At 58.1% G+C, this 14,176-nt stretch carries 9 protein-coding genes; 6 read left to right on the forward strand and 3 right to left on the reverse strand.

What is annotated here, in order from left to right; translation table 11 throughout:
* The first annotated feature begins 151 nt into the window (after nt 1-151).
* Nucleotides 152-2,488: a polyribonucleotide nucleotidyltransferase gene (locus tag J2S70_RS07785; protein ID WP_307683153.1), complete on the forward strand. Its 2,337-nt coding sequence runs from the start codon at nt 152-154 to the stop codon at nt 2,486-2,488.
* A gap of 803 nt (nt 2,489-3,291) precedes the next feature.
* Here J2S70_RS07785 and J2S70_RS07790 read toward each other — a convergent pair.
* Nucleotides 3,292-3,699 (reverse strand): RNA-dependent RNA polymerase family protein, encoded by a 408-nt coding sequence (locus tag J2S70_RS07790; RefSeq protein ID WP_307683154.1) that lies wholly within the window; start codon nt 3,697-3,699, stop codon nt 3,292-3,294.
* 750 nt (nt 3,700-4,449) lie between these two features.
* Between J2S70_RS07790 and J2S70_RS07795 the strand changes: the two genes are divergently transcribed.
* The 3 genes from J2S70_RS07795 to J2S70_RS07805 are packed head-to-tail and all read left to right on the forward strand — an operon-like array spanning nt 4,450 to nt 9,702.
* Nucleotides 4,450-5,751, forward strand: a complete 1,302-nt coding sequence (locus J2S70_RS07795) for a M16 family metallopeptidase (RefSeq protein WP_307683155.1) — start codon at nt 4,450-4,452, stop codon at nt 5,749-5,751.
* Between the two features lie 13 nt (nt 5,752-5,764).
* A complete protein-coding gene (gene dapB, locus J2S70_RS07800) occupies nt 5,765-6,499 on the forward strand; it encodes a 4-hydroxy-tetrahydrodipicolinate reductase (RefSeq protein WP_307683156.1) in 735 nt (244 codons plus the stop codon).
* Nucleotides 6,500-6,504: 5 nt separating this feature from the next.
* Nucleotides 6,505-9,702, forward strand: a complete 3,198-nt coding sequence (locus J2S70_RS07805; protein ID WP_307683157.1) for a DEAD/DEAH box helicase — start codon at nt 6,505-6,507, stop codon at nt 9,700-9,702.
* A 212-nt stretch (nt 9,703-9,914) separates the two neighbouring features.
* Here J2S70_RS07805 and J2S70_RS07810 read toward each other — a convergent pair whose 3' ends face one another.
* A complete protein-coding gene (locus tag J2S70_RS07810) occupies nt 9,915-10,496 on the reverse strand; it encodes a hypothetical protein (RefSeq protein WP_307683158.1) in 582 nt (193 codons plus the stop codon).
* Nucleotides 10,497-10,572: 76 nt separating this feature from the next.
* Between J2S70_RS07810 and dapA the strand changes: the two genes are divergently transcribed.
* On the forward strand, nt 10,573-11,469 hold the full coding sequence (gene dapA, locus J2S70_RS07815) for a 4-hydroxy-tetrahydrodipicolinate synthase (RefSeq protein WP_307683159.1): 897 nt from the start codon (nt 10,573-10,575) through the stop codon (nt 11,467-11,469).
* A 55-nt stretch (nt 11,470-11,524) separates the two neighbouring features.
* A complete protein-coding gene (locus J2S70_RS07820) occupies nt 11,525-13,204 on the forward strand; it encodes a ribonuclease J (protein ID WP_307683160.1) in 1,680 nt (559 codons plus the stop codon).
* Here the strand turns inward: J2S70_RS07820 and J2S70_RS07825 are convergent.
* Complete coding sequence (locus tag J2S70_RS07825) at nt 13,201-14,103, reverse strand: 2-hydroxyacid dehydrogenase (protein ID WP_307683161.1); 903 nt, start codon at nt 14,101-14,103, stop codon at nt 13,201-13,203. The genes J2S70_RS07820 and J2S70_RS07825 overlap by 4 nt on opposite strands.
* Nucleotides 14,104-14,176: the final 73 nt, after the last annotated feature.

Consider the following 14,176-nt stretch of genomic DNA (forward strand, 5'->3'; position numbering starts at 1 on the left):
GATGGAGCGGGCCGTTTCTCGTTCCTCACACGCTAAGTGAGACAAAATTTAAGATTTGCAGATAGAAGACCCCGTCGGTCCTCGGTTGTGGTTACCGCTCCCGCAGCGGTGATGATGATCGATGGCCGCGGGCACATAGAAAAGGAGATCCATGGAGGGTCCAGACGTAAAATTTGTCGAAGCCGTCATTGATAATGGCGTTCACGGCACCCGTACCATTCGTTTTGAAACCGGCCTGCTTGCTCGTCAGGCAGCCGGCTCGGCGTTGGCCTACCTCGATGAGGAAACCACCGTCCTAGCCACTACGGCCGTGTCCAACCAGCCGAAGGAACATTTCGATTTCTTCCCGCTCACGGTTGACGTCGAAGAGCGTCAGTACGCGGCAGGGCGCATCCCCGGGTCGTTCTTCCGCCGGGAAGGGCGCCCCACCACCGAGGCGATTCTTACCTGCCGCCTGATCGACCGCCCGCTTCGCCCGGCGTTCGCCAAGGGCCTGCGCAACGAGGTTCAGATCGTTGCCACCGTTTTCTCGGTCCATCCAGACGAGGCCTACGACGTCGTCGCTATGAACGCCTCCGCACTGTCCACCCAGCTTTCCGGACTCCCGTTCTCGGGCCCGGTTGGTGCCGTACGTATCGCGCTGATCGATGGCGACTGGGTCGCGTTCCCGAAGTTCAGCCAGCTGCCGGACGCGACCTTCCAGATGGTCGTCGCGGGCCGGATCGTCGGCGAGGATATCGCCGTCATGATGGTTGAAGCCGAAGCTGGTGACGACGTGCTGCCGAACATTGAGCGTGGCGGGGTCAAGCCCACCGAAGAAACCGTTGCCGAAGGCCTCGAAGCTGCCAAGAAGCACATTCGCGTGCTGTGTGAAGCGCAGGCCGAACTTGTGGAGAAGGCCGGCAAGGAAACCGAAGAGCTTCCACGCTTCCTGCCCTACGAGGACGAGGAATACGAAGCAGTCGGCAAAAAGCTTGACAAGTCCTTCGATGACCTGTGGGGAATCGTGGACAAGCACGAACGCGACGACGCCCTCAACGAACTCACCGAGAAAATCGTTGAAGAAATGTCGGAAGACTACCCGGAGCGCGAGCAGGCTCTGACGCTCGCCGTTAACGATCATTGGAAGCAGGCCATGCGCCGTCGTGTTTTGACCGAGGGCGTGCGCATGGACGGCCGCGCGCCCGATCAGATCCGCACGATTACCGCTGAAACGCAGGTGTTACCGCGGGTTCACGGGTCGGCACTGTTCCAGCGTGGCGAAACCCAGATTTTGGGCGTGACCACCTTGAACATGCTCAAGATGGAGCAGCAGGTGGACAGCCTTTCGCCGATCACGTCCAAGCGCTACATGCACCATTACAACTTCCCGCCGTACTCGACCGGTGAAACCGGCCGAGTGGGCTCGCCCAAGCGCCGTGAGATCGGCCACGGCATGCTCGCTGAGCGCGCGCTCGTTCCGGTGCTGCCATCGCGCGATGAATTCCCGTACGCGATCCGCCAGGTGTCCGAGGCGCTCGGCTCCAACGGCTCGACTTCGATGGGTTCCGTGTGTGCATCGACTCTTTCGCTGCTCAACGCCGGCGTTCCGCTCAAGGCTCCGGTTGCCGGTATCGCGATGGGTCTGATTTCCGGTGAGATCGACGGCGAACAGCGCTACGTTGCCCTGACCGATATTCTCGGTGCGGAAGACGCGCTCGGAGATATGGATTTCAAGGTGGCCGGTACGCGCGACATGGTGACCGCCCTGCAACTTGATACCAAGCTCGATGGAATTCCTGCCGAGGTTCTGGCCGCAGCGCTTCAGCAGGCGCACGATGCGCGCATCGCGATCTTGGACCTTATGGAACAGGCCGCGCCCGAACCTGAGGAAATGGCTGAAACCGCGCCGCGCATTATCAGCGTCAAGATCCCAGTTGACAAGATCGGTGAGGTTATTGGCCCCAAGGGCAAGATGATCAACCAGATCCAAGAAGACACCGGGGCTGAGATCTCGATCGAGGAAGATGGCACCGTATTCATTGGCGCTGATAACGGTACCGCGGCTGACGCGGCTCGTGACACGATCAACCAGATCGCTAACCCGCAGATGCCTGAGGTTGGTGAACGGTTTGTTGGCACGGTTGTCAAGACCACCACCTTCGGCGCGTTTATTTCGCTTTCGCCAGGCAAGGACGGTCTGCTACACATTTCGCAGATCCGCCGCTTGGTTGGCGGTAAGCGCATTGACGCCGTCGAGGACGTGCTCAATGTTGGAGACAAGGTTGAGGTTGAACTGGCTGAAATCGATCAGCGTGGCAAGCTTTCGCTGAACGCCGTTCTGACTGAGGAGCAGCTCGCTGCCGAGGAAGCCAATAAGTCCGAAGAAGATGAGCGCCCGCGCCGCCGCAACAACGGCCGTAACCGCGATGGTGAGGATCGTGAGGAGCGCCCGCGTGGTGAGCGCCGTCGGCGCCGTACTCGCACTCGTGAAAACGACGACGAGTAAAGACGCTTAGCAAGGTGGGGGTGGCATTTGGATGCCACCCCCACCTTTGGCTTTCCAAGGAATGTGAGCTTACGGGCTCGATCGTGTTACTGGTTTATGGCTGTGGTTATTGGCGAGATAGACGCCAGTCGACCGACGGAGCCTAGTCGGCCGACATACCCCCTTTGGTGTAGCGAGTCCCCGGGTATGAAACAAAGCTCCGCGGGGGCGCTTTTGTTTACGGGGGGCGCTAAGTCTCGCAGGCGGTTGGTAAACCAGCTAAAAACAGCAAATTCTTGGCTTACCGATCTCCGTGGGTGAGATGGAGCTCCGTGAGTCAGATGGATCCCCGTAGGTGAGATGGAGCTCCGTAAGCAGCCCTCGAGCGTTGCAGATTGTCCGGTTTGTTAAGGGCATCAAGTCCTTTTACCAAGAATCCGTGAAAATAATCTGACAAATGGCGGAATATTAGCGCGATCCTCGATCGTTCGGCTCAGGATCACACTTTTTTCACCAGGTTTAAGCTATGTCAGGGAATGTAGGCTGTGCAGGGCTTTAAGCTGTACGTGCTCAAGCTTTACGGGTAGCCTGAGTCACAGAATTATGAACGATGAGAAGGAGAACGGCGAGGGGGAGCCTCGCTGGGTCGCGCGCACGGGAGCTTCGAGCGAAGCGTCGAAAGAAACGAGGAATGCGCGGGTGACCGTTGTCGAAAAAGCTAGTTTACTCAGTTTCTATTTCTAAACTTGAGCTGGCTCGGGCTGATTGAAGCTTAGCTTGCCAAAGCAAAGTTCGATGAGGATCAGCGTGCGCGAAGTGGCTGATCAAACCGCCCACATGATTGGCGAAAGATTCCGCAGAATAAAAGCCAACGTGCTCAGCATGATCGTGTAGGTAAGCCCGTTTTCACGGTCGAATTCCACGAGTTCCAGGTCCATACCCGTAGCAATAATATTCGCTAGAACGCCACTGGTTGGTGACCCCTGGGGCAGAACTCCACGATCCGCCCGGGAATACCCTCCGATGACCGGATATTTGTTGAGTGCTTCCACTCGGATCAGGACTTGCTCATCCCACGGGGCGGCTTCGATGCGGTACTCTTCCTCGGGCACAGTTGAAAGCCGGGTAAGTTCGAAGCTGAAGAGCTTGCCGTAGCCAAGCGTTCGGTGCACATCGAAAATACGATCTTCGCGAATCGATGGAAAGAAATTATGCAGATCTAGCTTTAGCATCCAATCGCAACCCACATGAAGTTTCGCGGCCTACAGTGCTGACTTGCTCTTCTGGTAGGCGAAGCTAACTTCCGAATGTGGATGATCGGACAAGATGTTATCGAGAATCCAGCGTTGAACGTGTTTGAGCTGGGTTTCGGCTCGGCGATGTCACGAGTGCTCCTCGCGGATTTCGACTTTCGAATTTCATATTTGCGATACGCGTGAGCACGGCGGGCGACCATATTTCGCAGGTACACGTAGGAAACGTCTGTAAGTGAAGCGAGCTGCCCCAAAGTCAAAAAAGGGGGGCAATGAGTTCTCCTGCCGAACCCGCGCCGGATTCGACCGAGTCTGGCGCTTGAGAATCTTGTTGGTGAAGGGAGCACATTTATCTACCTTAGTTTGGCCCAAGAATGCTCTTGCGATACTCGCGCAAGCCAGTAGCTGCAAGTAGCAGACGGAACAAGTGAGTGATCGAGATGGCGTACTATCGGCGCCACCGTGTATGCCAGCAAAACGCTGGCCCGCTAAACAAATACAACGCCCTTCACCCTTCTTTAAACCTAGTGCGCGCACCTGGCGTGTTCAAGCACCAACAATCGAAGACATCCGGAAAACCGGGCACTGCCATCGAATTGATGCGGGAATCTCACAATGGCTGTGAGCAAGTATGCTCTCTTGGTATGTCGGTACTGAAAGGCGCATCTTTCCGAAGCTGGGGATAGTCCAGTGTAGCTGAGGGTGTCGGTGCGCTAGAGTAGTCGAGTTATGGCTATTGAACTCGCTTTGCACCATCCTGGCACGATCGAATTCGATGACTCCGGAATTCTTACGGAACGAACCGTGCTTCCCTGCGGTATTCGCGTGATCACTCAGTTCGTTCCGGGACAAAAGTCGGTTGCTCTTGGGCTTGGTGTCGGTGTTGGTTCGCGCGATGAAGAAGTCGGCGCCGAAGGGTCCACCCATTTTCTCGAGCACCTCATGTTTAAGGGGACCGATACTCGCAGTGCAGCGGATATTTCGGCCCTTGGGGACTATTTGGGTGGAACGCTCAACGCGGCCACTTCCCGCAAGTACACGATCTACTACGGGCGCGTATTCGAAAGCGACGTGCCGCAGTTGCTCGACCTGCTTGTCGACATGATTGTTCGCTCGACGCTCAGACGGGAAGATATGGAGCTTGAGCGGCAAGTTATTTTGGAAGAACTGGCAGCCTCCGACGACGACGTGACATCGGTTGCCGAGTCAGAGATCCAGCTCTTGGTGATGGGGGACCATCCCAACGCGCGGCCCATCGGCGGCACCCGCCACACGGTGTCCGCTTTGGATCACGAACACCTTCTCGATCACTATCGCGCAAATTATCATCCGGGAGAGTTGGTCGTGAGCGCCGCAGGCGCGATCAATCACGCAGAGCTTTGCGCGATGGTTAGTGCGCTGTTGGAAGCTGCGGGATGGGAACTTTCGGCACGCGTGCCGGTTCCGCGCCGGCTAGTTGCTGACATTCGGTACACCGACGGGCAGTCGGCGTTCATTGAACGTCAGGGCCGCCAGAGCGCGGTGGTCGTTGGAATGCCCGGTTTGACCCTCAAAGATGAGCGGGAATCCACGCTGATCGCGCTGGAATTGATTCTTGGTGGCGGGCAGTCTTCGCGGCTATTCAATGAGGTTCGGGAAGAGCGCGGGCTTGCCTATACGACGTACGCGTGGTCGTCGTCGCATAATGAGGGCGGTATCGTGGGGATGTCGGCTCAGTGTGCTCCCGAGGCCACCGACGAGGTTGCCCGCATCATGTCCGAATGTATTGACGATATTGCCAGTGAGGGCGTGCGAGCTGAAGAGGTGGAGACGGCTTTCCGTCGGCGTCGGACTCAGCTGATTTTTGCTTCTGAAAATAATTCGTTTAGGCGCGGGCGTCTGGCGTATGCGGAGCTCGTGCGCGGTTCGCTCAGATCGGTCGACGAGTTGGTTGCTGAGGCCCGCGAGGTAACGGCCGAAAATATTCAACAACTCGCGCAGGAGATCGCGAGCGGGCCGCGGTCGCAAATTACCGTCGGACCGGCAAACTAGGATTGGAAGTGACATGAAAGTAGCAGTTGTTGGAGCGGCGGGCCGGATGGGCCAGTCTGTATGTGAAGCAATCGAGGCGGCGAAGGATCTCGAGTTGGTGGCTCGCCTAGATGAAGGTGATGCCATTTCTTCGGACACGTTGGCTAGCGCCGAAGTGGCCGTTGAGTTCACCGTGCCAAGTGCCACCGATGCGAACGTGCACGCGATTCTCGATGCCGGCGCACACGCCGTCGTTGGGACAACCGGCTGGAGCGATGAGCGGCTTGAAAAGGTGGCTGAGCACGCCAATCAGGCCGGAAAGAACGTCGTGATTGCGCCGAACTATGCGCTGTCGGCGGTATTGGCGATGTCTTTTGCCGAGAAGGCGGCGGCGATGTTCGAATCCGTTGAGGTCATCGAATTGCACCACCCGGATAAGGTGGACGCCCCCTCGGGCACAGCGACGACGACGGCCCGCCGGATCGGCGAGGTCCGGGCAGAGGCGGGACTTTCTAGCCCGGATGCCACTCAGACGGACCCGCACGGTTCACGCGGCGCAGTGATCGACGGGGTCAACGTGCACGCTGTGCGGCTGCGCGGCCTGTACGCACACGAGGAAATCTTGTTTGGCAACCCCGGCGAGCAGCTGACGATTCGCCAAGATTCCTTCGGTCGGGATTCCTTTATGCCAGGAGTTTTGCTCGCGGTTCGCAAGGTTGGATCACGCCCGGGCCTGACCTACGGACTGGAACCGTTACTCGACATGTAGGTGTGATGGCACAAACTTATGGGCTTGAACGCTTTGTAGATGCCGGTTCGCTTGCGCGCGGCATGATTTATGCAGTTCAGGGTAAATCGGAAATCATCAGCCATGTCCAAGGCTGGATCGAGGCATCGACTTCCGGCTCGGGTGGAAAAATCTACCGCCAGTGGATTAACTACGAACCTGAAGGGGCGCAGCTTGTCCAGTTCTCTGGAAGCTGCACCTGCCCGGTTGGCTACAACTGCAAGCATTGCGTGTCGGCGGCCTATATTGCCCTCGACCTGCTGCCATCAAGTATAACTTCGGCCGCGAAGGTGCCCGCGCGTTCGGGTTGGAAGCGCGAGCTTGACGATGTTTTCGGCGTTCTTGAAGATGATCCCTCGCCGCTGGCGATCGCGATCGATTTTGCGCCGCCGCGGCCCGTTAACCCCGATATCCCGATCTGGAAGCAGCGTTCGGCGGGGCACTTGCATGCCTTTCCCTTGCGTATGGGCAAGCGCAGAAAGTGGGTAAAATCGGGAATCTCGTTCGCCGCTTTGAGGCCCGGGCGGCTTTCTGGTTACGTGCCCGAACACGTGGCTGCGATTGGCGAGTTCATCGCGGCATGTGAATTGGGAGCAGGATCGAGCGTGGTGGTCGGCTCAGATTCAATCTTGCTTAACTACGTAAAATCGCCATTTGTGGGCGACCTTATGAGGAACATGATTGCGGCCGGTGTTGAGCTAGTCAACGCAAACGGCTACAAGCGTGTGGTTATCGACGATGATCCGATCATCCCGTTCATCAATCTTGCCGATCGCGGCGGCGCATTGGAAGTGGTCACTGGCATTTCGCATCCTCGGATGAGCGCGGACTATATGCTGATCGGCCAGCCGAGCCAGGCGGCCGTCTGGGATACCGATGAGCTGAGGCTCGCCTGGTTCGATCCCGTGCCCAGCGGAGAGTGGAGTAGGTTTGCCAACCGTGAGGTGACGATTCCGGCAGCGGATCGCGGCGAATTTGAACGCGACTACCTTCCGCGCCTACGTGAGTCCGCCCCGATTCTCACCGACAACTACGAGCTGCCAGCACCAGTAAAGCCACGTCTGCGGCTTACTTTAACGACGACGGCGGGTGAGCCGCATCCGAACGTGCGGGCCGTTTGGGAGTGGGCGTACGGCGATGAGCACAGTGGGCGAGTGCACCCGCTGTGGTCGACACCCGATTCGACGCGGCAGGAGGATGAAGAAAGCGAGATACTCGATCGGGCAGTAGGTACTGTGGATGAACTATGTCCAGCGATGATTGACGGAACTCTAGTAGGCACGTCGACCATCAGGGGAGAGGACTTGCTCTTGCTAACGCCATTGATTGAGCAATTGCGGGCCGAGGGCGTGGAGGTTATCGACGACGGGCCAGCCTACCACCGGGCCAATGACGTTCAGGTGAGTCTCGACGTCGAAGAAAGCCGGGACTGGCTCGATCTGACGATGCGCGTCGTTGTTGATGGAACGCAGGTCGAAATCGCACAGCTTTTGCGGGCGCTTGCTTCCCGGCAGAACTACCTCTACATCAACGGCGCATACGTAGACCTTGACAGCGATGATCTGGCGAAACTGAAAGCCCTTATCGCCGAGGCCCGCCAGCTTGGAGATGCCCGCCGCCGCGGGCTACGCGTGCCCAAAGTGCGCCGTTCGTGGTGGGAAGAACTGCTCGACCTGGGGATCGTGGAAACATCCCAGCATCGCTGGTTCGCAGCGGTTCGAAACGCGCCAGAACCCGGCCCGATCGAGGTACCCAAAACGCTCGAGGCGGATTTGCGGCCCTACCAGGTTGAGGGCTTCCAATGGTTGGCCCACCTGCGCCAAGCTGGCCTTGGCGGCCTCCTTGCCGACGATATGGGCCTTGGAAAGACGCTCCAAATGTTGGCGATGATTCTGCGCGACAGAGAGCAGAAGGCCGCGCACGGCGAGCCGAGCAGCCCGTGGCTCGTCGTTGCGCCGACATCTGTGGTGAGCAACTGGGTCAGTGAGGCCCGCAAGTTCACGCCGAGCCTGAACGTCGTCGGGATTGAGGCAACTGAACGGATACGCGGGCAGAGTCTCGCTGAAGTCACCGGGGGAGCCGACGTCGTCGTTACCTCGTATACGCTGATGCGCCTGGAAGCTGAGGACTACCGGCAGCTGGGGATCACCGGGCTGGTGCTGGACGAGGCACAAAACGTGAAGAACCCCAAATCGAAAGGATTCGCGGTCGCGGCAAGTTTGGGAGCGCCGACGGTCTTCGCGGTGACGGGCACGCCGATCGAAAACAACTTGACGGAGTTGTGGGCGATGTTTGCGCTAGCGGCGCCCGGCCTGCTGGGAAGCGCAGAAAAGTTTGGTGACGCGTTCCGCAAGCCGATTGAGAAAGCGGCAGGCCTGACCGGGCCAAGATCCGAGGATGCGCGCGAACTAATGAATACCTTACGCAGGCGTATTTCGCCGTTCTTGCTTCGCCGCACAAAAGATGCTGTGGCGCTCGATCTTCCGCCCAAGCAGGAGCAGGTGCTCACCGTCGAGCTAGCCAGCGCACACCGGCGGCTTTACGATGTGCAACTTGAAAAGGAACGTCAGCGAGTGCTCGGGCTTTCTGATGAGGACCGGATCGAAATCCTGTCCGCCCTGACTCGTTTGCGCCAGTTGGCTATCGATCCACGGCTTGTCGATGAACAATCGCAGGCTCCGCCTTCGAAACTTGACGAGCTTGCCCCGCTCGTGGGCAATCTTGTTGCCGAAGGCCACACGGTTTTGGTGTTCAGCCAGTTTACGCGCTTCCTGAAACTGATCGTGCAACGCTTAGTTGCCGAGGGAATCGAGTATTTGTATCTCGATGGCAGCACGAAGAACCGTGCCGATCTGATCGAACGCTTCGGGCGGGGCGAGGCTCCCGTATTCCTGATTTCTTTGAAAGCCGGCGGCACGGGCTTGAATTTGACGATGGCCGACTACGCGATCCTTACCGATCCCTGGTGGAATCCGGCAGCGGAAGAGCAGGCTGTTGACCGGGCGCATCGTATCGGTCAAACCCGGCCGGTGCACGTGTACCGCATGGTCTCTCGCGGCACGATCGAGGAAAAAGTGGTGGCGTTGCAGGACGCCAAGCGTCGCCTACTCGGCGTTATTTCTAACGACGCCGGCTCGGCAAGTTCCGGGCTTTCGGCCGCCGAGCTACGTGCCCTACTCGACTAACGCCCCGTTGCTTAGTTCCTGACGGTCGAGCCTCTCACAACCAACTGAGGTTCCACAATTTCTTGGCGAATCTCGCTACGTCCTTTCTAGCATCTCGTGTACGTCCCAAACGTTAGGGGTCTTGGCCAAATGCGAGGGTTACTTCCCCTCGCATTTGGTCAAAGAGCCTCGCAGGTGGGAAACGGTCCGCCGAGTGGTGGGTAAGTGCGGCGCTAGGCGTCGGTCAAGGTAGTCCACCACAGGTGTTCGGCCACCTCGCCATCATCAACTTTGGCGACACGCCGGATCGGCCGGGGAGCAAATCCTGAGGCGTTTAAAAAGTGCGTGAGTTGGTCGTAGCCGGCGATTACCCACATGTGAAGCTCGGTGGCATCCTCCACGGTGTCTGTGATCGCGGCCAGAAGCCGTGCTTCGTGGCCCTCGCCCGCAAATTTTAGTGGTACATGCAGGTTTGTGATCTCGTAAGCCACGCGCGGCTGGCCCGTTTCCGAGTCCAGACCGCCTTGGTCGTCGCCATCCAAAATTGCGGGCGCACTGGGCGCCACCGCAGCGAATCCGCGCACCTCGTCGTCGTTGATGGCCACCAGGATCTGATGGTTCGTCGACGGCATATTACCGATCGTCATCATCCATGTTGAGGCGAGCGTGCCAACCTCGAGCTGTGCTCGCACGGAATCTGATGCCCGCCGGTCAAGGCCTGCCGAAATGGCTTCCATCATGGCTTGGGCCTGAATTTGGGCGATCGGTAGCGCGTCTTCGGAACGTGCCGGGCGCACGTATTGCAAGTCAGTCATAGATTCATTGTGTCACTGACGCGTCCGAATCTCGAAAGATCTATCTGTGATGCCCTGCAGAGGGTAAAGTGTGTGCATGGCTCATTTACCTTCACGATCTTTTGGTTCCGTCTCCGTTGCGATGGTCACCCCGTTCAATCCGAACGGTTCTATCGACATTGATAGCGCGCTCAAAGTAGCGGATAAGCTCGTCAGCGACGGTTGCGATGCCCTCGTGCTTTCTGGCACTACCGGCGAATCGCCAACGACGCATCAGCCTGAAAAGAACGAGCTCGTTCGCGAAGTTAAGGCCGCGGTCGGCGAGCGCGCGATGATCGTCGCCGGTGCAGGTTCGAATGACACCGCGCACGCAGTTCGGATCGCTAAGGGAGCTGCAGAATCGGGCGCGGACGGTCTGCTAGTTGTCTCGCCGTATTACAACCGCCCAAGTCAAGAAGGTGTGTACCAGCACATTGTTGCGATCGCGGATTCCACAGATCTGCCGGTCATGGTGTACGACATTCCCGGACGGACGGGGGTAGCGATCGCCGATGACACCCTCGATCGCCTCGCCGAGCACCCGCAGATCAAAGCCGTCAAGGACGCTACTGGCGACGTGCCGCAGGGCTTTGAGCGCATCACGCGAACTGGCCTGGAATACTATTCGGGCGACGACGCCCTGAATTTCGCCTGGCTCGCACACGGAGCTTCGGGTGTGGTTTCGGTGGCCGGTCACGTGATCGCTTCCGGCTTGCGCGCGCTCGTTACAGAGGTTGATGACGGCGATCTGCCCGCAGCCCGCGCCGAATTCGCCAAGCAGGCCCCGATTATCGACGCGATTATGGGTGGCGGTCAGGGCGCCGTGATGGCGAAGGAAGCCATGAAGCTTCTTGGAGTTATTCCATCGGCAGCCGTGCGCTTACCACTGGTGGGAGCATCCGCGGCGGAAATCGATAAGTTGCGCTCGGCTCTCCAGGCAGATGGTTACCTGTAGCTTCGTAGTGAGCGGATAAATTAGGGCTTGGGCCAAAGCGTGAGATAATGGGCGGGTGACTGAATCTAATCTTCCCCCGTCCATTGACAACGGTACTCTTCGAATCGTTCCACTTGGTGGCATAGAAGAGGTTGGTCGGAATATGACCGTCTTCGAAATTGACGGTCGTATCCTGATCGTCGACTGCGGCGTCCTTTTTCCCGAGGTGATCCAGCCAGGCGTGGATCTGATCTTGCCCGACTTTGATTATCTACAGGGCAAATTCCACCAGATCGACGGCATTGTGCTTACCCACGGGCACGAAGACCACATCGGAGCCGTTCCCTATCTACTGCGTGAACGCAAAGATATTCCACTGATCGGATCAAAGCTCACCATCGCCCTGGTTGAAGCGAAACTCGAGGAACACAAGATCAAGCCGTATTCGCTCGTCGTAGAAGAAGGCGATGTGGAAAAGATCGGCAACTTCGAATGCGAGTTCATTGCGGTCAACCATTCGATCCCGGACGCGCTTGCCGTGGCGATTCATACGAATGCGGGAACCGTGCTACACACGGGTGATTTTAAAATGGATCAGCTGCCGCTCGACGGTCGGGTGACCGATCTGCGCGGAATGGGCCGAGTTGCCGACGACGGCGTTGACCTTCTCCTCATTGATTCTACCAATTCCGAGGTGCCCGGCTTTGTGCCTTCAGAGGTGACGATCGCTCCTGCGCTGGACGAGGCGATGGATCAGGCTCGCGGTAAGGTAATCGTGGCTTCCTTCGCCTCCCACGTCCACCGCGTTCAGTTGGTCATTGACGCCGCTGTGAAACACGATCGCAAGGTGTGTTTCGTGGGCAGGTCGATGGTACGCAACATGGGTATTGCACACGAATTAGGCTACCTGTCGATCCCCGAGGGTACTCTCGTTGAACTTGGGCAGGCAGCGAACCTACCGGACGAGGACATCGTTTACATGTCAACCGGTTCTCAGGGTGAGCCCATGGCGGCCATCTCACGGATTGCCAACGGAAATCATCGTTCGATCACCGTCGGGCCGAACGATACGGTCGTCTTCGCCTCCTCGCTCATCCCGGGCAATGAGGAATCCGTGAACCGCTTGATCAACCAGCTGACCAAGCTCGGCACGAAGGTGATCCACTCCGGTAACGCTCACGTCCACGTCTCTGGCCACGCTTTCTCAGGGGAGATCCTCGTCCTTTATAACGTCGTCGAACCCGAATACGTTATGCCTGTACACGGCGAGGCCCGCCACCTGGTGGCGAACGGAAAGCTTGCCGTTTCGACGGGCGTTCCAACGGAAAACGTGCTTTTGACGCGCAACGGCTCCGTGATCGACATGGTCGACGGCGTGCCCTCGGTCGTCGGGGAAGTGCCGGTGGGATACGTGTATGTTGACGGAAGCTCGGTGGGTGAAATCACCGAAGAAGAGCTTACCGATCGCATAACGCTAGGCGAAGAAGGATTCATCGCGATCTTCGCGGTTGTGGACACGGAAGGCCGAAAGGTGCTCTCCGGGCCGCATATTCAAGCACGAGGAATGGCAGAAGACGATGCGGTATTCGACGACATCATGCCCGACGTGCGCAAGGCCCTTGATGAGGCGGTCAGCAATCCGAAGTCGACCACCCACCAGATGCAGCAGGCCATGCGGCGGGTGATTGGCCGATGGGTATCGCGCAAGCTACGGCGAAAGCCGATGATTATTCCGACTGTCGTCGAAGGAAGCTAGTTCACCACGTTCTCCGGTTCATCCCCATTGGTTAGCGCGCGGATTTGGCGTTGAACAAGCGCCGTGAGCCGCGGCCATAGGGCATCGGAGTATCCGCCCATATGCGCTGAAAATAGCACGTTCGGATGGGAGTACAACGGGTGGCCTTCCGGTAGGGGTTCGGGGTCGACGACGTCGAACGCGATCTTCAGCCGGTCGGCGTGCTTGACGAGCGCATCCGTGTCAGCAACCACCCCGCGGGCCATGTTGACGATGAGGGAGCCATCCTTCATGAGGGAGAGAAACTCGTCGTCGACCATGCCGATCGTTGACTCGGCGCTTGGGACGATGAGGATCACGATGTCCATCTGCGGTAACAGATCCTTGATCTCTTCGGTTCCATAGATGATGCCGTGTTCGTCCTCCCGGCGCGTGGTAGCTGCTCGATAAAGGTCTACCTCGAACGGTGCCAACCGCGCGGCGATGGCCTTGCCGATGCCGCCGTAACCGATAAGTAAGACCTTTTTATCAGCCAAACCGGGCGCGGTAAACGTATCCCACACACCTTCGTCTTGGGAACGCACGATCCGCTGCATCCCGCGCATCTGGCCCAAGATCAGCGCGAGCGTGAGTTCGGCTGTTGAGGTCTCGTGCACCGTCGTCGCGTTGGCAAGCGGCTTGTCGCCAATGTGTGGTGTGATGTGTTCAAAACCGATGGAAGAAGCCTGAACCAGCCGTGAATCTACCGTGCCAAGTAGCGATAGGTCGGGCTTGTCAGATATTAGTGGCAAAAGCACGAGGTCGATGAAATCTTGGGGAGCGGGCGACTTGAGGTCCCAGTCCACGATGTCAACCTCGCACCCGCTATTTTCAACCATCTTCCGAAATGTTTCATTGGGTACACTCACTGAAATACTCATGAAGCTATCCTAGCGACCTAGCGCACGTGAAAAAAGCTCACATTTTCCACCACTCGGCGCGTTGGCGCACGTT

The organism is Trueperella bonasi, assembly GCF_030811535.1.
GTDB classification, from domain to species: Bacteria; Actinomycetota; Actinomycetes; order Actinomycetales; family Actinomycetaceae; genus Trueperella; species Trueperella bonasi.

Coding starts and splice junctions, on each gene's coding strand:
- J2S70_RS07785 (WP_307683153.1), top strand. CDS start 152: ATGGAGGGTCCAGACGTAAAATTTGTCGAAGCCGTCATTGATAATGGC.
- J2S70_RS07790 (WP_307683154.1), bottom strand. CDS start 3,699: ATGCTAAAGCTAGATCTGCATAATTTCTTTCCATCGATTCGCGAAGAT.
- J2S70_RS07795 (WP_307683155.1), top strand. CDS start 4,450: ATGGCTATTGAACTCGCTTTGCACCATCCTGGCACGATCGAATTCGAT.
- dapB (WP_307683156.1), top strand. CDS start 5,765: ATGAAAGTAGCAGTTGTTGGAGCGGCGGGCCGGATGGGCCAGTCTGTA.
- J2S70_RS07805 (WP_307683157.1), top strand. CDS start 6,505: ATGGCACAAACTTATGGGCTTGAACGCTTTGTAGATGCCGGTTCGCTT.
- J2S70_RS07810 (WP_307683158.1), bottom strand. CDS start 10,496: ATGACTGACTTGCAATACGTGCGCCCGGCACGTTCCGAAGACGCGCTA.
- dapA (WP_307683159.1), top strand. CDS start 10,573: ATGGCTCATTTACCTTCACGATCTTTTGGTTCCGTCTCCGTTGCGATG.
- J2S70_RS07825 (WP_307683161.1), bottom strand. CDS start 14,103: ATGAGTATTTCAGTGAGTGTACCCAATGAAACATTTCGGAAGATGGTT.